The following is a 19,584-nucleotide window of genomic DNA, read 5'->3' on the forward strand; positions in this document are numbered from 1 at the left end:
TTACGCATCATCAAATTGAGTTAAAAAATCCAATGATGGCACAAAGAAAGACGATCCAGTCAGCGCTTTAGTAAACAACATCAAATGATCATGATTCCCGTGACCATCACCGTGCACCATACTGCGGAGCATTTGTTCGAAGTGATCCGGTGTACGACATACTGAAATAAACATCAATCCTTGTTGTCTAATCGAACCATATGGCATACTTTGACGTAAAATTTCTAATGCGTTACCGTGTGGATCTTTTAAGTTAACTCGTTTTGTGTGGCTGGTTAATGGCTTATCTTCTGATTCATACTCAATATCATCAACTTTGGTACGACCAAAAATATCTTCTTGTTTTTTAAGCGGTAAACGATGCCACTTACTTAAGTTATGCATGTATTTTTGGACATGAACATAACTACCAGAGACAAATTCTTGATCTTCATCACCGACAAGTGCAACTTGTTGACGATGGCGTCCTTTAGGGTTTTCAGTACCATCAACAAAACCAGTTAAGTCACGACTGTCCATAAAGCGAAAGCCACGTTCCTCATCGACTAACTCGACCAAATCTTCAAACATTTGGTTAATTTCATTGGCGACAAGATGCAAAATATCATAGCGATCACAACGGATATGAATAAACAGATCATATTCCATTGCAGGTGCATCACGGTTACCTTCACTCATGGCCGGAAAAGGTTTTAATAATGCAGGGCGAGATTCTGGATAAAAGGTATCCCAAAAATTAGCCCCAATACCCACAAAGCCATTAAAAGCACTGTCGGCATATTGATCCGTGAGTTCATAAATATACTGCGCTACATTAGCAATAGATGGGCGTAACTGATCTTCAACACCATCGTTGGCATTAAACATCAAGTACACACTGTGTAAATTCCCTTCTGCGCAAATTCCTAACTGTTCACGAGGCATAACTTGGTTACCCATATTAACTTCATCCATCTTAATACTAAATGTCGGCCTAAACTGTGATAATTTAACGTTTTGATGTTATTCGACGGCGATTAACATCTCTTACCAGTTAAGCTAATCATTAGATTAACTTAATCAAATTTAAATTACTTGAAGTGTACTCACATTTAGCCCGTTTGTAATACATATTGTATTCATATTCGTGCAGATAACAGCTTGATCATTCATTACAATTGTTAACGAACTCACTAGAGTTAAGGGCCAAAAAGTAAGCCCTAAATCAGATATTTAGCCTATGTCATCGTAAAATTAGCCATTATTTTGCAAGCATGAGGTAAGTATCTTATTGCTGGGGTGTTTAAAGCAGCGTTATTACAAGTTAATAACGTACTGTTAGCAACACTTTTAGCAAACAAAGGGTAATTTGATAACCACTTTCCCCGAACTAAGGTTCACTACAGGCTGGACAATTAAAATTACAGCATTGATAGTTAATTAAAAATCACCAGTGGATGCGCTGTAATATTTATGTCCACTCGTTGACCGGGCATTAACGTCGTTGATTGGCTACTGACGTCCAAAATATCATCGCCAATTTGGACCTGATAATGACATACCGTACCAAGGAAATGCCTTTCGACAATGCATCCTCGGCCATTGATACGAGGATGTAATTCAATTTGCTGTGGTCTCAATAATAATTGCCCTTGGCTGCCAACAGGTAAAGACAATGCTTCTGTGCTGCTAAGATCGCCCAAAGAATAGTGCACTTGATGGCTGGAGGTGACCGTAACAGGTAAATAATTACCTGCGCCTAAAAAGTCGGCAACGTAGCGATCAGTTGGTGCACTGTATAAGGTTTCGGCTTTACCATGCTGAATAATGGCGCCATCCTTAAATAAAGCCAGTTTATCTGCAAACACAAATGCTTCATCTTTACTGTGAGTCACAAACACGGCACTGACATTACGTTGTTTCAATATGGCGCGAATTTCTAACATCATATCGTTACGAACTTGCGCATCGATATTGGAAAAAGGTTCATCTAGCAATAATAATTCTGGTTGATATGCTAATGCACGTGCAATCGACACTCGTTGCTGTTGACCGCCTGATAATTCATGCGGGTAACGCGATGCCAACCCGGTTAATTTAACCAACTCGAGCATTTCTTCCAATCGAGCTAACCGCGCAGTACGATTGAGTTCGTTAACCCCAAATAAGATATTGTCTGCCACGGTTAAGTGCGGAAATAAGGCATAGTCTTGAAAAATCATTCCCACACCACGTTGCTCGCTCGCAACAAACACACCATCACCACTCAGCGTTTGCCCATTGATGCTGATGCAACCTTGGCTAATGGCTTGTAAGCCCGCAATCGCGCGCAGCAGTGTTGTCTTGCCGCAGCCACTGGGGCCTAATAATGCGACAATTTCACCTTGCGTCAAAGTAAGATCTAAATGGCGCAACACCACTTGACCGTGATAATCGCTGCAAACATTTTCAATGGTTAAGGTTGACATAATTAGCCTTGTTGCTCCAAAGAGCGATTAAGATAAATCAAGGGTACAAGCCCAACTAACACAATCACAATAGCGGCCAATGCGCCATGTTCTAGTTTTTCATCTGAGACAAATTGGAAAACATAAGTCGCCAAGTTTTCAAATCCTATAGGACGCAATAATAACGCTGCGGGTAATTCTTTCATGCTTTCAATAAACACTAACAAAGCACCGGCAAAAATCCCTTTGCGTAATAAAGGCAAATGTACTCGCCATAGTAGCTGAGTAGGCGTTCGTCCTAAGGTAATACACGCCATGTCTAAAGAAGGGGAAATACGCTTATAACTGTTTTCTAAACTGCCGATGGATATAGCAATAAAACGAACACAAAAAGCAAAAATCAGTGCAAACACGCTGCCAGTCAGTAATAAACCTGGGCCTTGGGCGCCAAACCAATCGTAAATATCGTTAATCGCAAAGTCGATAAACGTCAGAGGTACTAATACACCAATCGCCAACACCGTTCCCGGTAAAGCATAACCAGTACTGCTCAATCTCGCGGGTAGCTGATCACTTTGTCGCGGACTCACACGGCGTACAAACATTAATATCAATGATAGGACTACGCACACACCACTGACAATAGCGGCAATATATAAACTGTTTAGGCTATACTGCCAAAATCGAACATCCCAACTTTCATTGAAATAATCGATAGCATATCCACACAACACAATGAAAGGTAATAAAAAGGCTGTAAATAACAAAACAGCGCAATAGCCTAATGCGACCCAAGCCATTTTTGGTGACAACACATATCTGTCAGCTTCATTAAGGGAAGATTGTTTTTGAAATAATTGTTGTTTCCGACGGGCAAAACGCTCAACCCCAATCATAGAAAATACCACTAACAGCATAATAGCTGACAGCTTTGCTGCCGCGGTTAAACTGCCATAGCCGAGCCACGTGTCGTAAACTGCTGTGGTTAATGTCGGTACAGCAAAATAACTCACGGTGGCAAAGTCTGCTGCGGTTTCCATTGCCACAAGTGCAACGCCGACAGCCAAAGCGGGTCTTGCCATTGGCAGCGCAAGACGCCAAAAACTGCGCCACGGACTACATCCCATGACACGCGATGCATATAACAAACTGGAAGACTGCTCCATAAACGCAGTACGCGCTAATAAATAAATATAAGGAAACAATACTAACGATAATATTATCGCTGCTCCGCCAAGACTGCGTATCGCGGGAAAGTAATAGTCGTGGGGAGATTGCCAGTCAAACCAAGCCCTCAATACACGTTGCACCGGACCTGCATAATCAAGCATGTCGGTATAAACATAAGCCACAATGTAGGCTGGCATCGCTAACGGGAGAAGGAGTAGCCATTGAAAGTAACGGCGAAAGGGAAAGTCACAACGGGCAATTAACCAAGCAGCTGGAATCGCTAAAAGTAGGGTTCCGAGTCCAACCAACAACATAAGCAATAAACTATTGACTATGTATGTCGGTAGCACTGTATTGAATAAATGGCTAAATACAGCTTGATCAGGAAGAGTGGACTGCACAATTAAGGCAATCAGTGGCAAGATTAATATTGCCGTAATAAAATAACCAGCAAGCGACCAGCTTCTGGTTAAACCTAAAATCATAAATAATACCGAGTTAACTTAGCGCACCATCAATAAATCTATCAATCTATCAATCTATCAATCTATCAATCTATCAATCTATCAATCATATCGATAATGCGCTGATAATGTTTAAACAAGCTTCAATTAAAGATCAAATTTCACTTCATCAAGCAGTTTTACAGCGTCTTGATGGTATTCAGCCAACTTATAGATAGGCAAACTATCGGCTTTAAAATCACCCCATGACGCCACTAATTCAGACGGTTCGACATCAGCCTTTACCGGATATTCCATATTAACTTCAGCATACATTTTCTGTGCAACGTTTGAAGTAAGAAATTCCATTAGCTTAATCGCATTATCTTTATGCGGTGAATGTTTGGCTAATGCCATACCTGATACGTTTACATGAGCACCACGGTTCTGTTGATTAGGAAAGTTAATTTCAACCGCTTCAGCCCAGCTTTTCTGATTTTTATCCATCAGCATGTTGCCGTAGTAGTAGCTGTTACCGATAGCAATGTCACACATGCCTTCTTTAACTGCTAATACTTGATCACGATCATTGCCTTGAGGCTTACGAGCTAAATTAGCTTTTACCCCTTCTAACCAGGTTTTCGTTTTTGCTTCACCGTCATGGGCAATCATCGACGCCACTAATGCGACGTTATAAGGGTGTTTACCGCTGCGGGTACAAATTTTACCTTTGTATTCTGCTGAAGCTAAGTCTTCGTAATCGATGTCAATTTTACCGCTACGCTCTTTGGAAGAATACAGATTACGAACACGCATCGTCAGCGCATACCAATTGTTCTGTTGTGACCGATATTGAGGGGGAATATTGCTATTAATCACCGCACTGTCGACGGGAGAAACAAGATCTTTTTCCACTAATTCCATTAAGCGAGAGAAGTCAGATGTTAACACCACGTCAGCGGGAGATAGGCGACCTTCACGCACCATACGTTCTGCAATGCCATCTTTAGCAAAAACAACCTTTACGTCGACACCACTTTGCTCGGTAAACTTTTCTAGAATAGGTTCAATCAGGAAAGCTTGGCGATAAGAATAAACCGTTAATGCATCTGCAGCACTCACAGAAGAAGCAACACAAGCCAAGCCTAATAATGCGACACTTTTTAGCAATTTCATTAATCAACGCTCCTTAACTGAATCAATATTCCGCCGCCACCGGCGCAATTGATAATGGTTATCAATTGCAACAGGGTAAGTGATCATATCAAAAGGAGCAAGTGCTGTTTCACATTCAGCGGTTAAAACGCCAAGGCTAAAACATCAAATTGTTATGCTGTAAGCCAATATGGCAAGCTTAAGCCACTATCATGGAATTATGATTGACCAAAACACTACCAGTATTTTTCGACCGTAATTTGTCCAGGCGCTCGTCGAAGATTTTTTACTAAGCCTTTTTCAACTAAAGCGGTTTGCGCATCATTTATCATTCCTGGGTTACCACAAATCATCACTTGAGAATGTTCCGCATTAATCCCTAAGCCTGCTTTCTGTTCAATTAATCCGCTGCTAATGCCATCAGGAATACGACATGATAAGCCTTCGGGATAATCTTCACGGGTCACAATGGGAATAAACACAAACTGTTGAGGATATTGACTAATAAACTGTTTAATCGTTTCTAAATAAGCTAAATCTTCACCAAGTCTTACACCATAAACTAGCACGACTTTTTCAAAGCGTTGCCAAGGCTCATCGGTTGCAAGCATAGAGATAAAAGGCCCCACTGCAGTGCCTGTTGATAACAGCCATAGGTGTTTACCTTGCAATGCCCCTTTAGGCACCTCATCTAAGGTCATAAAACCGGTCGCTTTGGGCGTGATTTGAATGGTATCACCTGGGCTTAATGCTTTTAGATCTGGAGATAACTGACCATCCTCTACCGCAACAGCCAGCACCTCGACATAATCAGTCCCGGGGGGATTTACAAGCGAATACGCACGCGCTACACGTTTATCATCACGCATTTGGCTGAGCTTAATAAACTGACCTGCGATAAAAGGTTCGACATCGGCTTTGATACGCAACGAGAATAATTTATCATTCCAATCAATGCGTTTTAGCACGGTACCGGTAATCCACATGACTTTGTTCCTTTTAGACTGGCGTATGTATTTATTATAATACCAATCTATACAGATATTTGCTTAATTAAAAGCCTCCCCGATTTATATCTATAGTGAATAATCACACGCGATTAACTCACTTAAAAGAACAGAGCTAAGTTTACGTAGTTGATGAATCTTGCTTAGCTGAATGGGCATCTAGGCGGTCTTGTTGAAACTGAGCAAGTTTTTGCTGTATGAGCTCATAGGTTTGATCGACTCCTGCTGCAATATCGCCTTCTAATACCTTGAGCCCAGATAAGATATCGCTAGCCTCTTTAAAACCTTGATCAATAGCATCACCAATTTTCACCATAAAACTGCTAACTTGCTCATCAAACCCCATGGATTTATTTTGTTGTTGATGTACCGAGAAGAAATTTGTCGCAAAGCTGACAATACGATCGGCTGTCGCTTCAGGAGAGTAATCCACTCCACTTTCAATACTCTTTTGAACTGAGTTCTCCCCCAGTGTTGGCGCAAGCTCTTCATTAATGGCTTCAATCGCGGCACGGTAAAGTAATGCCATAGACTTATCACCCGCAGCAATACTGACTTCTTCTTGCGCCGCTAAAATCGAATTATTCATCATTTGTCGACTTAGCTGATTGCTGGTTAACTTAGGCTCAACCGGGGAATTTTTCTCAGCTTGGTGGCTTGATGAAGTTTGCGATGTATTAACTGTTTTATTGTCACGCAGTGGACTGGCATTACTGCTATTTGATTGTTTAATTTCCATGATATTAGCTCGCATACAATGACCGATAGCTTAATTATCGACCAAAAAACTCATTTCTAAAGTCATAAATTAAAACAATTAAGAGAAATTTATTTATATCAATTTGACTAAAGAATAGCCTGTTGATTAACATCATCAATTTAACTTGCCCAAATGAACATCTGCTAATATGGTAATCAGATTGATAGCCAAATAGGAATAACAACATGCCGCAACAACATTGGTTCATGTGGGGAATAGATATTTTTTCTGGTCTTTTCTTAGTGTTATTTTGGTTATTACTGATCGCTGTAATTTACATGTTTATCGCTGATAAATTGCAAACCAAACAAGCCATTCGACACAACTACCCTGTTATCGGTCGATTTCGATATATATTTGAAAAACAAGGTGAGTTTTTTAGACAATACTTTTTTTCTCAAGATCGCGAAGAACTGCCGTTTAATCGAGCCGAACGTAGTTGGGTATATCGCGCAGCTAAAAATGTTGACAGGACAATTGCGTTTGGGTCGACACAAGTTCTGGATAAACCGGGTGCGGTAATGTTCATGAACTCAGCATTCCCTGTCAGTGATCATGACACTCACCAAACCATCGCGGTAATCATTGGTCCTGAATGTAAACACCCTTACACAACCGATAAAATTTGCCATATCTCGGCCATGAGCTTTGGTGCCTTGTCTCGCCCAGCCATTACAGCACTATCCCATGGTGCAGCAAAAGCAGGCTGTTGGCTCAATACTGGCGAAGGTGGGTTAAGTCCTTATCATCTAAAAGGACATTGTGATTTAGTGTTTCAGATAGGTACCGCTAAATATGGTGTGCGTAACGAGCATGGTCATTTAGACCCACAAAAACTGACCGATATTGCCGCTCATCCTGAAGTAAAAATGTTTGAAATTAAATTAAGCCAAGGTGCTAAGCCTGGCAAAGGTGGTATTTTACCGGCGATAAAAGTCACCGAAGAAATCGCAGCTATTCGCGGTATCCCAGCAGGACAAGACTCCATAAGCCCCAATGGCCACATTGAATTACATAATGTTGCTGACATTGTCGATATGATCAATCAAGTAAGAGATATCAGCGGTAAACCAACCGGTATTAAAGCGGTATTAGGTGACATGTCATGGGTTACTGAATTTCTAGATGAAATTGAACGTCGTGGTATTGAATATGCGCCAGACTTTTTTACCTTAGACAGTTCCGATGGTGGTACGGGCGCGGCACCACAAGCCTTAATGGATAATGTCGGCTTACCATTGCGCCAAAGTTTACCGTTACTGGTTGATTTACTTAATGAACGCGGCTTTAAACAACGTATTAAAGTGATTGCGACCGGTAAAATGATCATGCCGTCATACGTGGCATGGGCATTAGCCACCGGCGCCGACTTTATTGCTTCAGCTCGCGGAAATATGTTTGCCTTGGGCTGCATTCAATCGTTACAGTGCAACCGAGACACCTGCCCAACCGGTATAACCACTCACAATATACGATTGCAAAAAGGCTTGGATCCAAAAGATAAATCTGCACGCGTCGCAAACTACAATCATTTCTTACATTACGATTTAACCATGATCGCACATTCATGTGGTGTAACCGACCCAAGATACTTAACCCGTCATCATGCCCGAATAGTGCAATCAACGGGTGTAGCGGTCACTCTCGATAAACATTACCGACATATGCAATAAATTAAACCTCAACCCCAGTGAATAACTGGGATGCGCTGAGCGGATTACTGGGGTGCACTCAGCGGATTACTTTGCCGAATTTAAGAATAGGTGTACAATATATTTTGATATCGATCACAGTAAGTAGTCTTAATGTGATTTTAAAGAGGCATCAATTCAGGGGATTTCGTGTTGAACATAAAAACGAATGCAGCAGATCTAAATGTCAAAAGCTTAAGTTTAAGCTGCAGAAACTGTAATCGGATGACAGAAATCGAAGGTGAATTTGTGTGTTTTGAACAAGGAAAAATCAAACGCTTAACTTTAGATCCTTCTCCAGCTGCACTCATAAAAATGGTCTGTATTGGTTGGCAGAAAAAGTAAGCTTTTGATCATTAGTAGCAGCACTCGTCACCATTGAATCAACTCACTATAATTCCTATCTTCTTCCAAGTATTTGATACCGTAAACCAGCCAAATACTAGCGACTAAAGTCATTTGAACATGTCAAAATACATCCGTTGATATCACTTTATCTGCATAATGTGCAAATCAATGAACCAACATAAGTTGATTAACGCGATGTAAACTAAGAAAGCATGTCCTGCGGATCATCACTTTGTTTAATAATGTTTTTATCAAGGTCTTTGTTCATTGCTTTAGCTAAAGTGAGTCCTCGAGTCGTTACTCTCAAACCGGCACATAAGTCGTTATAAACTATTTTAATAGCATCATCAGACATGTTACGCGTTTTAAGCATTGCCATAATAGCAAACCAATCGGTTGTCACTTGATGTCGGGTGCCTTCTAGCGCCGCAATTAACGCAATATTATGCACAAGTCACCTCCATACACGAATTCGCACCTTTGATAAAATCCAATTGATTGAAAAATAAAGTTATCTGGAATAAATAACCCACAAGTTAGGCTATAGATTAACTGCGTTGATCACTGTCGTCAAAAGATTCATTCGCGTTAAATATATCCAGACGATTTAAACACCACTCAGCGCTGTTAAAGTAGTCAGATACTGAGTGTTTACGCTATAGAGAGATTTTTATTTGTGGCAACGACAGTATTTTACCCGACAACATCATAGCGCGATATCCATTGACCAACCCTTAATCATTTGGCAGATCTTTTTGTTCATGTTGAATATGCCAAAGCCGAGCATAAAGCCCTTGTTGAGCTAACAAACTGGTATGAGTTCCATGTTCAACAATCTTACCTTTACTCAATACAACGATTTGGTCAGCATCAATAATGGTCGATAAACGATGGGCGACGACTAAACTTGTATGGCCTTTGGCTGCATCTCGCAAGGCGCTCAAAATGGCTTGCTCTGAGCGTGAGTCTAATGAAGATGTGGCTTCATCGAACACTAAAATAGGCGCTCCTTTCAACACCGCGCGTGCAATAGCAACGCGTTGCTTTTCGCCGCCGGAGAGCTTTAATCCTCGCTCACCGACCTTGGTATTACCTTTATCCGGCAATGATTCAATAAAGTCACTCAAATGAGCCAATTTAATCGCCGCGAGAATCTCATCATGGGTAGCATTTGAGCGGCCATACCTAATATTTTCATAAATAGAATCATTAAATAACACAGTATCTTGCGGTACCACTGCGATGGCTCTTCGTAAGGCCTGTTGGCTAAGTTGACGCACATCAATACCATCAATAGTGATAGACCCACGGTCAACATCATAAAAGCGGAATAACAGTTTAATGATAGTTGACTTACCTGCGCCACTGTCGCCCACTACGGCAATTTTTTTCCCTGCTGGCACATCAAAACTAACGCTGTTTAAAATAGCGCGTTGGTCGTAATGAAAGCTCACATCAGTAAACTTTATTGCCCCGACAGTTGGACTGGCTTCAATAGCATCGACGCGGTCTAACACTTGTGGTTGTTTGTCTAAAATATCAAACATACGCTCAATATTGGCTAATGCTCCACGGATCTCACGGTAAACAAAGCCTAAAAAATTTAATGGAATGAACAGCTGCATCATAAAAGCATTAATGAGAACAAAGTCACCAATTGTCATCGAGCCTTGGCTCACTTCATAAGCCGCCAGCGCCATCATAGCCGTCATCGCAACAGCAATAATTAATGCTTGTCCACCGTTAAGAGCAAACAATGATAAACGGTTTTTTCGCTTTGCAACTTCCCATTGTTCAAGTGCGGAATCATACCGTTGTGACTCAAATTCTTCATTGTTAAAATATTTTACAGTTTCATAATTTAACAAGCTATCGATTGAACGCGTATTAGCCAGCGAGTCAGCTCTCGCAGCATCGCGCACATAACCCGTGCGCCACTCTGTCGCCACAATTGAATAACCAATATAGGCCACCACAGAAAATAAAGTGATCAGTGCAAAACTGGCGCCATAGTTATAAAAGAAAATACCGATCACTAAGGCAATCTCAAGCAGGGTTGGCACAATATTAAATACCATAAAGCGCATTAAAAAACTGACGCCACTTGTGCCGCGTTCAATATCACGAGACAGGCCGCCAGTACGGCGATCTAAATGAAAATCAAGATCGAGCCGATGTAAATGTTCAAAAACGGCTCTTCCAAGGCGGCGAATAGCGCGTTCGGTAACACGGCCAAATAACGTATCTCGTATCTCGCCAATTATAACATTCAGCAAACGCACCATGCCGTAAGCTAGCACCAATCCAACAGGAACGGCGATGAGCTGGGCTGAAGATTGCTTATCAAGTGTATCGACTAATTCTTTCAGAATAAATGGCAGTGCAACACTCGCAATTTTAGCAACGATTAAGCAAATCATTGCTAACAACACTCGTGCTTTAAATTCTAATAAATATGGCCATAATAATCTTAAAACATGCCAATTTAACTTCCCTACCGGGCCTTCGAAATACGCAGAAGGTCTCATTTATGCTCCAATTAATTACCACTGCTATAGGCAGTTCGCCACGACCTAATATTGATTGTCTTATTATATGTCATTTTCTAATCAGACATCGGTCACATTACTATGGATTAAGTCCACACTCATGTTTATCATAAAAGGGCTATTTGAGCGCCAGGCAAATAGTACTTTAGAACTATCAATGAATAAAATTACACAGACTAAAATACTACTTTTTAAATTTTTTTAGTCATTTTATGCTTTTTTAAGCTAAATAGAGTTATTTCTGTTGGCAGAATTTGTTACTCTTCAAGCACAGATAAACGCCTGTTTGATAATAAACAAACAACGATTTACTAGTTTAAAGGATGCTTTATGTTGGATAGCTCGAAAATTCAATACCCACCATTACAACTAATACAAACATGGGTATGGATGATGATTGAATCAGGTAACCCTGAACTGCAAGATAAAGGGCGTGATAATCTTATTTCAGCGTTTGGCAGTTTAGCTAAGGCCAATGAATACTTAGTACAACATATAAAAAAATAAGGCGCATTGTGCGCCTTATTTTTTTAGGTGTAACTAATCAAATATCAAGCTTTACGACGGTCAAGTACACTCTTATTGAGTGTTGCTAAAAGTGACTCTGTATCATCCCAGCCGATACAAGCATCTGTTACGCTCTGTCCATAACACAATGCACTACCTTCAATAAGGTCTTGGCGTCCTTCAACTAAATGACTTTCAACCATCACACCAAAAATAGCATGATTACCTTGAGATATTTGCCCTGCAACATCATCGGCAACCATCATCTGCTTCTTGTAATCTTTACTACTATTAGCATGGCTAAAATCGATCATAATATTATCTGTCAAACCAGATTTAGCCAGCTGCTTGGCAATGTCGGACACGTGTTCGGCACTATAATTAGGCGCCCGACCTCCACGTAAAATAATATGACAATCTGGATTCCCTTTGGTTGACACTATGGCTGAATGACCAAACTTAGTGACCGACAAGAAATGATGTGGAGCACTCGCAGCTCCAATGGCATCAATAGCCACTTTAATGGTTCCATCGGTACCATTTTTAAATCCTACTGGACAAGATAGCCCCGATGATAGTTCACGGTGTACTTGAGATTCGGTAGTACGTGCACCAATAGCGCCCCAACACATCATGTCAGCAACATATTGAGGCGTGATCATATCTAAAAACTCACCTGCTGTTGGTATACCAGAGTCATTTAAATCAACGAGTAATTTACGAGCGGTCCGTAAACCATCATTTAATTGAAAACTGTTATCCATATACGGATCATTAATTAACCCTTTCCAACCTACTGTCGTTCTCGGCTTTTCAAAATACACTCGCATGACAATTTCAAGCTGATTTTTATACTGTTCCCGCAATTTAACTAAGCGTTGACCATACTCTAAGGCGGCAACAGGATCATGAATTGAACAAGGGCCAATCACCACTAATAAGCGATCATCTTTACGGGCTAGAATTTGATGAATACTGTTACGCGCATTGAAAACAGTTGATGATGCATGTTCGGTTGCCGGAAATCGTTCTAGAATCGCAATGGGTGGAAGCAATTCTTTTATTTCATCGATACGAATATCGTCATTTTGATAATGCATAGTGGTTACAACTCCGGCAAAACGTCTTATGAGTCTGATTCAATAAATAAATCAGCTGATACGATTCATTAAAAATGATAAAAAACCATCGAAAAAATGAACATGAATCATCAATTTAACCAGTATCTATCGACAAATCAATCAAGTATTATTCATCAGTGCCGATAGTAGTGACTATCAGTATGTGATTGGGAATACGTAATAGGAAGCAATAGCAACTGAGCTCACTTGGCTACCCCGTAAACCGAGTATGAAATACACTTATACATTGATTTTTTAGCACCAAATATCACTAACATAAACTGTCTCATAAAAAAGACACTCTGATGATATTAATATGCTTTACTTTAATGATTAACATCATTAATTCAACACAAGGAAGATGAGCAACTTAATACTTGGCAAGCTATCCAGAGGAGGATAACAGATTGAAATATTTTAATATTTTTTTATTAGGTTCATTGTTAACTCTTTGCATTCCTGCGATTGCCACGTCAGTAGATCCCATCGATGATACGCACGAATTAGTCGAACTCCACTCGCAAAATTACCATACAACGTTGATTCCGATCATTAATAGCATCAGTTTCTCTACCAGTAACAGTATTGCACCCTACTTCTTTACCGATGAAAACACTGGTGTGCAGTATGACCTTCTGAAGGCTGCTCTGGACAGTGAAAATATAGACATAAAAGAGATTGTGCATGCGCCTAATTTGCGTGCGCAGCGCCTAGTCAAAACCAATAAAATAGACTGCATGATCAATGCACCCGATAACGTGGCAGGACTGTTTTATACACAGAGCTTGCTTGAATATCAAAATAGCGTGTTTTACTTATCTAGAAATAACCTTAAGATTGAACAAATTAACGATCTTGGTGCATTGTCTATTTTAGGATTCCAAAATTCAAAACAATACTTAGGTGATAAGTTTAAAGACATCGCGAATGCCAACCCTAACTACAGTGAAATCACCAATCAGAAAAGCCAAGTGGTGATGTTATTTAATGGATATGTGGAGGTCATTGTTTTAGAAAGACGAATATTTGAATATTATCGTCATTTACTCAAATCAAAACTCGATACCAGCATACCAGTAACAGAAGTGGCACTCTTTGACCCTGCTCAACGTAAAATTGCCTGTTATGATCAAAAAACGACTAACCGAGTAGATAGTGCCATTACTACACTTAAACAGTCATATCGCTACCAAGAGATACTCGATCTAGCTGAACAAAACAATTATCAACCGCAGTATCAAATACCTTAAAGGTACTAATTTTGTTTCAACGCTTGCAGCTTAATTTGGTAACGTTGCTTATTATTGCTATCACTTAAGGCTAACGCACGTTTAAGGTTTTTCTCAGCCAGACGCTCTTCACCTGTTGCCCAATAAGCCCTAGACAACCCAAAATAAAATTCATGACGATAATCCGCTTTATCAACTGCTCGTTTATACCATATGAGTGCATCTTGATATTGCTTATCAAAATACGCTTGTTGAGCCATGTCAAAATAGTAAAACGGATTATTTATTCTCGCGAGTTCAAGCACTTTATGTATTTGCGCCCATTCATCTAAACGCCCTTGTTCACCTAAAATCAACGCCAAATTGTATAATGTGGTTAAATCTTGCGAGTCAATTTGTAACGCTAAACGATATGCATATTCAGCCTCAACTTCGTAGCCCTTATGTCGATAAATAACCGCTAGAGTATTGATGGCCGCCACATATTGCGGATCCAATTGAATGCTTTTTTTAATCAGTGCATAAGCCGCATCAAAATCAGTTTTAATTAACGCTTCTGCTGCAATATTATTATAAAACATCGCGGTTAGCTGGCGCTTATTAACTGTTTTTTTATGATAAGCACGCACAGAGCGTTCAGGCAAAAAGTCCACTAGAACATCAGTACCTCTAAATAACACAGTGTTATTAGCCCTTGGAGGTAACAAACGTAAATTAACGTGACCATTAACTAAATAAAAACCACCTCGCCTATCCCATACGGGTTCTACATCTATGTCATTAAACTCCACGGGCACATTTAACGCATCAGCCAACGCCGCCGATAACACAACCAAAGACATACAATTACCATGACGATTAAGCACCGTTTCACTGGCTGAGCGGGTAACATTATCACGGTACTCAAAACCACCATCTTGTGCGCCTATATATTGAGCCAACCATTCATTAGCCAGAATATTTTGACTGCGAAGAGTACTATCAGCTTGAAACTGTCGCCTAAATTGTGCGACAAACTTATCAGGTAAACGATAAATATCATCAATAGCCACAGTCTCAACAGGCATGAACATTTCATCATGAAATAGGTCAGTAATCTTGATTGCTTTGTTTTGGGGCTGAGTTGATTGACAAGCGCTCATGCTGAAAAGTAAAACAACAAGCAGTAGATGGGTCCATTGAAGTCGTAAGTGGTCATCCTTGGCAAAGGAATTAACCTCTGTCTTTTTTGGGTGATGAGTAAACATTATTCAGCCCTCAGATAGGAATACGCTATCTAAAAGCATAGTCAATAGATGCCCATTAGGCCAAAACAACCACTACAAGTTTGTAATGGCTTATTCGCTACTGAGGAGGATTTACACTAACAGGAGGATCTATTTGGATAAAAAGTTGTGTGTCTTGATATTCGTAGGGACGATAAAATTGATTGCCACAGCTAAAATAATGAAATGGTGACGTCACGGCTAAACAACCAATAGGCAGTGATTGCAAAATCATTATCTGCTGTTGCTGTCTTAACAACTCTTGCCATTCGTGCTGTTGTAATACACTGTCGCGAACAGCAAAAGCATCAAAAGGCGTTGATGACTGGCGCACCACAACGGTGCCAGCATAGCTTGCTGCGCTTAATAACAAAGATCCCATTAATAAATTTATCAGTATTGGTTTCATCATCACCTCATCACAGATTTCATCATCTAATAGTGTATACGTTAAGCTGGCACATGGCCCTTTATTTACCTCAATTGAGTCAGTAATAACGTTATTAATCTACAAAAAAAAACAGAACCCTAAGGTTCTGTTTTCTATGTTAGCTAATTAACTCATTAGCCAGCGGTTTTCACACTCACAAACTCAGGGTAAGCATCTACTCCACAGTCAGAAGCATCCATACCGTTGTACTCTTCTTCTTCTGTCACACGGATACCCATAGTCATTTTTAATACAAACCATACCAGTAACGATGTGGTAAATACCCAAATGAAGATAACCGCAGCACCGTATAGCTGACTGCCAAAACTAGCATCGGCATTTGATAATGGTACTAACATTAGTCCAAGGAATCCCGCAACACCGTGCACCGAAATGGCACCGACTGGATCATCAATTTTAATTCGGTCAAATGCAATCACTGAGAAGATAACAACTGCACCAGCAACCAAACCAATTACACCGGCCATTAACAACGAAGGTGATAAAGGATCAGCAGTAATTGCCACTAAACCCGCTAACGCACCGTTTAAAATCATGGTTAAATCAGCTTTACCCCAAACAACTTTACACACAATAAGCGCTGAGATTGCACCAAATGCGGCGGCAGAGTTAGTGTTTACAAAGATTTTAGCGACAGCACTGGCGTTTTCAGCATCAGAAACCAACAGCTGTGAACCACCGTTGAAACCAAACCAACCCATCCATAAAATGAACATACCTAAAGTAGCCATTGGTAAGTTAGAGCCTGGAATAGGATGAACTTGGCCATTTTCACCATATTTACCTTTACGAGCACCAAGAAGCAGCACACCAGATACTGCAGCTGCAGCACCAGCCATGTGCACAATGCCACTACCAGCAAAGTCAACAAAACCAGCTTCAGAGAGGAATCCACCACCCCATGTCCAGTAACCTTCAATAGGATAAATGACCGCGGTCATGACGACCGAAAAAGCTAAGAAAGACCATAACTTCATCCGTTCAGCCACAGCACCAGATACTATCGACATTGCCGTAGCAACAAACACGACTTGGAAGAAAAAGTCTGATTCCAAAGCATGGTCTGCACCATCGGCTTGCGAACCGATTAACGAACCAAAAGAAGGAATAAAACCACCTTCTACATTGTCGACATACATGATGTTGTATCCGACGAATAAAAACATCACACATGCAATTGAATATAAACACACGTTTTTAGTTAATATTTCAGTGGTGTTTTTTGAGCGAACTAAGCCGGCTTCTAACATGGCAAAACCCGCTGCCATCCACATAACTAACGCACCTGAAATGAGGAAATAGAACGTGTCTAATGCAAAACGTAGTTCAGTTACCGTCAGGCCTAATTGAGTTAATTCTTCCATAGCAGCCACCTTATAATGCTTCGTTATCAAGTTCACCCGTACGAATACGGATCGCTTGTTCTAAATCAGTCACAAAAATTTTTCCATCACCTATTTTGCCGGTATGTGCAGCACTGGTAATGGCTTCAATAAGCATGTCCAAATTTTCATCTTTGGTGGCAATTTCTAATTTTACTTTAGGAAGAAAGTCCACTTGATACTCTGCCCCACGATAAAGTTCAGTGTGACCTTTTTGGCGTCCAAAGCCTTTTACTTCAGTAACAGTCATACCTTCAATGCCCATGCCTGCAATGGCTTCACGGACATCATCCAATTTAAATGGCTTGATGATAGCGCTGACGAGTTTCATCTCGACCTCCAAAAGTGTGAAAAAATGTAATTGTTATTAATTTGTTGGATGAGTTAATTCAATCATTAGGCCACTTTTTCAATACGCTGTTATATATAGCTTTTATTTTATTTACTCTTTTATTTATTAACATTAAGGCACCAATCAAGTGCACAAGAAACATCGACGCATCGTTTTGGTGCAGCAAATCATCCACCTTTCATGCTACCTAGCAGCAAGAAGCCGGTGCACTATCTCTACATAACACAGATAAAAAAACAGCCCTCAAATGAGGGCTGTTTGTTAGATTTTTCAGGCTTGCACCTGAGGAGATTTTTTATGCTAAGTACAACTTATTTATAAGTCGCTTCGCGCTTTTTAGCTTCTTCTTTCCACTTAGGCACCAGTGTTTTCTTAAACTCAGCTTTTTCAGCATTCATGGTTTTCATGTCCATGCCTAATGCTGCTTGTGCTTTTGCTTTCGTTGAAGTGTCAGGGTAAGCAATTGGTTGCTTAACACCTTTTGCACCGAGTAACTGAGCAAGTTTAACGCGAGCATCAGCTGCTTTATCCAATGAAGTACCTAAAATACGTAATACTTCAGCAGGAGCATGAGATGATGCACCATGAGATGCAGTCGCATAATCCCAACGCCACTGTGAATGACGAATATCCATTAGGATTGGCTTCATTTCAACTTCAGTTGCACCAGCATCCCACGCAGCTTTAGCTTCAAAGTGAGCTTTAACTAATTGAGTTTCAACACGTGCTTTTAAGTCTTGTGCTTTCTGTTTGCTTTCATTAACTTGCTTAACCATAAACTCTTTGCTTTGACTGTGACAAGTTGCACATGTTTCTTCAAAGCGATCAAATGGGTTACCCACTTTATGGTCTGTAAATTTGCGGCCTTTGTCATTAGTCACTTTAGGCATATGACAATCAACACAACTCACGTTATTTTGACCGTGAACACCCATTTTCCAAGTTTCATAACCAGGGTGTTGTGCTTTTAGCATAGGAGTTTTAGACACAGCATGAGTCCAATCAGAGAACTCCATGTTGTCGTAATACACTTCCATTTGCTCAACAGTGGTACCCATATCCCAAGGGAATTTAACGAAACCAGGACGTTCAGCCGTTTTCTCGAAATAATATTCTACGTGACATTGAGCACACACCATTGACTGCTTGTCTTTACGAGAAGCTTTATCAAATGGAGTATTCAATGTTGTCATTGCGCGCTCTGCAAATGGACGAGACATACGTAACTTAGATGAGCCTTTTTCATGACAATCGCCACAACCAAGAACATTGACAATTTCTGGACCGCCTTTAGCCCACTTGCCACTGAAATAGCCATCTTCGCCCTGCTCTTCAATCACACGAGGCACATCAGGACTTTTACAGCTCCAACACGCCATTGGCATTGGACCATCTTCAGCATTTTTTGGCGCACCGGTACGCAATGAATTCGTTACGTCAGTAACCGCATACATATGACCTCGTGGTGCATTGTAATCTTTAGCAAAGCCGTAGCCTGCCCACAATACGACTAGACTAGGTACTTTTTCTAACATATCGACAACTTCTTTACTTTCATCAGTTGCATGCCAGCTGTCATATTGCTTAGAAAATTTATCTTTATAAACCTCATTTCGAGGCTCCGTTTTATCACTCGCCATTGCGCCAGCAGCTAAAAAACTGGCTGCCATCACTGCACTCAGTGCAATTGATTTCATATTCATCTTCATCACCCTTTATCTCCGTGTT

General features: G+C 40.5%; 18 protein-coding genes. 4 read left to right on the top strand and 14 right to left on the bottom strand.

The window, feature by feature from the left end:
• The 6 genes from AAEY98_RS11100 to AAEY98_RS11125 form a co-directional block, all read right to left on the bottom strand.
• Complete coding sequence (locus tag AAEY98_RS11100; protein WP_351016924.1) at nucleotides 1-939, bottom strand: Dyp-type peroxidase; 939 nt, start codon at nucleotides 937-939, stop codon at nucleotides 1-3.
• 476 nt (nucleotides 940-1,415) lie between these two features.
• Nucleotides 1,416-2,447 (bottom strand): ABC transporter ATP-binding protein, encoded by a 1,032-nt coding sequence (locus AAEY98_RS11105; protein ID WP_351016927.1) that lies wholly within the window; start codon nucleotides 2,445-2,447, stop codon nucleotides 1,416-1,418.
• Nucleotides 2,448-2,449: 2 nt separating this feature from the next.
• Nucleotides 2,450-4,081 carry an ABC transporter permease gene (locus tag AAEY98_RS11110; protein WP_182743214.1) on the bottom strand — a complete coding sequence of 544 codons (1,632 nt, stop codon included), beginning with the start codon at nucleotides 4,079-4,081 and terminating at the stop codon, nucleotides 2,450-2,452.
• Between the two features lie 126 nt (nucleotides 4,082-4,207).
• A complete protein-coding gene (locus AAEY98_RS11115; RefSeq protein ID WP_162023827.1) occupies nucleotides 4,208-5,215 on the bottom strand; it encodes a Fe(3+) ABC transporter substrate-binding protein in 1,008 nt (335 codons plus the stop codon).
• Between the two features lie 215 nt (nucleotides 5,216-5,430).
• Nucleotides 5,431-6,180 carry a ferredoxin--NADP reductase gene (locus tag AAEY98_RS11120; protein ID WP_162023829.1) on the bottom strand — a complete coding sequence of 250 codons (750 nt, stop codon included), beginning with the start codon at nucleotides 6,178-6,180 and terminating at the stop codon, nucleotides 5,431-5,433.
• A gap of 142 nt (nucleotides 6,181-6,322) precedes the next feature.
• On the bottom strand, nucleotides 6,323-6,940 hold the full coding sequence (locus AAEY98_RS11125) for a DUF5610 domain-containing protein (RefSeq protein ID WP_162023830.1): 618 nt from the start codon (nucleotides 6,938-6,940) through the stop codon (nucleotides 6,323-6,325).
• Between the two features lie 206 nt (nucleotides 6,941-7,146).
• Between AAEY98_RS11125 and AAEY98_RS11130 the strand changes: the two genes are divergently transcribed.
• Complete coding sequence (locus AAEY98_RS11130) at nucleotides 7,147-8,634, top strand: FMN-binding glutamate synthase family protein (protein WP_162023831.1); 1,488 nt, start codon at nucleotides 7,147-7,149, stop codon at nucleotides 8,632-8,634.
• A gap of 168 nt (nucleotides 8,635-8,802) precedes the next feature.
• Nucleotides 8,803-8,997, top strand: a complete 195-nt coding sequence (locus AAEY98_RS11135) for a hypothetical protein (protein ID WP_443024119.1) — start codon at nucleotides 8,803-8,805, stop codon at nucleotides 8,995-8,997.
• A 205-nt stretch (nucleotides 8,998-9,202) separates the two neighbouring features.
• On the opposite strand, the gene AAEY98_RS11140 is transcribed toward AAEY98_RS11135, so the two are convergent.
• Both AAEY98_RS11140 and AAEY98_RS11145 read right to left on the bottom strand, forming a co-directional pair.
• Nucleotides 9,203-9,451, bottom strand: a complete 249-nt coding sequence (locus AAEY98_RS11140) for a hypothetical protein (RefSeq protein ID WP_101085312.1) — start codon at nucleotides 9,449-9,451, stop codon at nucleotides 9,203-9,205.
• Nucleotides 9,452-9,734: 283 nt separating this feature from the next.
• Nucleotides 9,735-11,528 carry an ABCB family ABC transporter ATP-binding protein/permease gene (locus AAEY98_RS11145; RefSeq protein WP_350979028.1) on the bottom strand — a complete coding sequence of 598 codons (1,794 nt, stop codon included), beginning with the start codon at nucleotides 11,526-11,528 and terminating at the stop codon, nucleotides 9,735-9,737.
• A 351-nt stretch (nucleotides 11,529-11,879) separates the two neighbouring features.
• Here AAEY98_RS11145 and AAEY98_RS11150 point away from each other — a divergent pair, with 351 nt between their 5' ends.
• Nucleotides 11,880-12,056, top strand: a complete 177-nt coding sequence (locus AAEY98_RS11150) for a hypothetical protein (protein ID WP_011636116.1) — start codon at nucleotides 11,880-11,882, stop codon at nucleotides 12,054-12,056.
• A gap of 44 nt (nucleotides 12,057-12,100) precedes the next feature.
• Here the strand turns inward: AAEY98_RS11150 and aroG are convergent, their stop codons facing one another.
• The gene (aroG, locus tag AAEY98_RS11155) at nucleotides 12,101-13,156 is read right to left on the bottom strand and encodes a 3-deoxy-7-phosphoheptulonate synthase AroG (RefSeq protein WP_101085310.1); all 1,056 of its coding nucleotides are present in this window, start codon (nucleotides 13,154-13,156) and stop codon (nucleotides 12,101-12,103) included.
• A gap of 428 nt (nucleotides 13,157-13,584) precedes the next feature.
• On the opposite strand from aroG, the gene AAEY98_RS11160 reads away from it, so the two are divergent.
• Entirely contained in the window at nucleotides 13,585-14,427 is an 843-nt protein-coding gene (locus AAEY98_RS11160) for a substrate-binding periplasmic protein (RefSeq protein ID WP_351016932.1), read from the top strand.
• Between the two features lie 5 nt (nucleotides 14,428-14,432).
• On the opposite strand, the gene AAEY98_RS11165 is transcribed toward AAEY98_RS11160, so the two are convergent.
• From AAEY98_RS11165 to nrfA, 5 genes are all read right to left on the bottom strand, one after another.
• Entirely contained in the window at nucleotides 14,433-15,653 is a 1,221-nt protein-coding gene (locus AAEY98_RS11165) for a tetratricopeptide repeat protein (RefSeq protein ID WP_351016935.1), read from the bottom strand.
• Nucleotides 15,654-15,750: 97 nt separating this feature from the next.
• Complete coding sequence (locus tag AAEY98_RS11170; RefSeq protein WP_392341409.1) at nucleotides 15,751-16,083, bottom strand: hypothetical protein; 333 nt, start codon at nucleotides 16,081-16,083, stop codon at nucleotides 15,751-15,753.
• Nucleotides 16,084-16,235: 152 nt separating this feature from the next.
• Nucleotides 16,236-17,486: an ammonium transporter AmtB gene (locus tag AAEY98_RS11175; RefSeq protein WP_101085306.1), complete on the bottom strand. Its 1,251-nt coding sequence runs from the start codon at nucleotides 17,484-17,486 to the stop codon at nucleotides 16,236-16,238.
• A 10-nt stretch (nucleotides 17,487-17,496) separates the two neighbouring features.
• On the bottom strand, nucleotides 17,497-17,835 hold the full coding sequence (glnK, locus tag AAEY98_RS11180) for a P-II family nitrogen regulator (protein WP_011636110.1): 339 nt from the start codon (nucleotides 17,833-17,835) through the stop codon (nucleotides 17,497-17,499).
• A gap of 332 nt (nucleotides 17,836-18,167) precedes the next feature.
• Nucleotides 18,168-19,559 (bottom strand): ammonia-forming nitrite reductase cytochrome c552 subunit, encoded by a 1,392-nt coding sequence (nrfA, locus tag AAEY98_RS11185; RefSeq protein WP_174839653.1) that lies wholly within the window; start codon nucleotides 19,557-19,559, stop codon nucleotides 18,168-18,170.
• Between the last annotated feature and the right edge of the window lie 25 nt (nucleotides 19,560-19,584).

The sequence above is a fragment of the Shewanella sp. AC91-MNA-CIBAN-0169 genome (genome assembly GCF_040310165.1).
Taxonomy (GTDB): domain Bacteria; phylum Pseudomonadota; class Gammaproteobacteria; order Enterobacterales; family Shewanellaceae; genus Shewanella.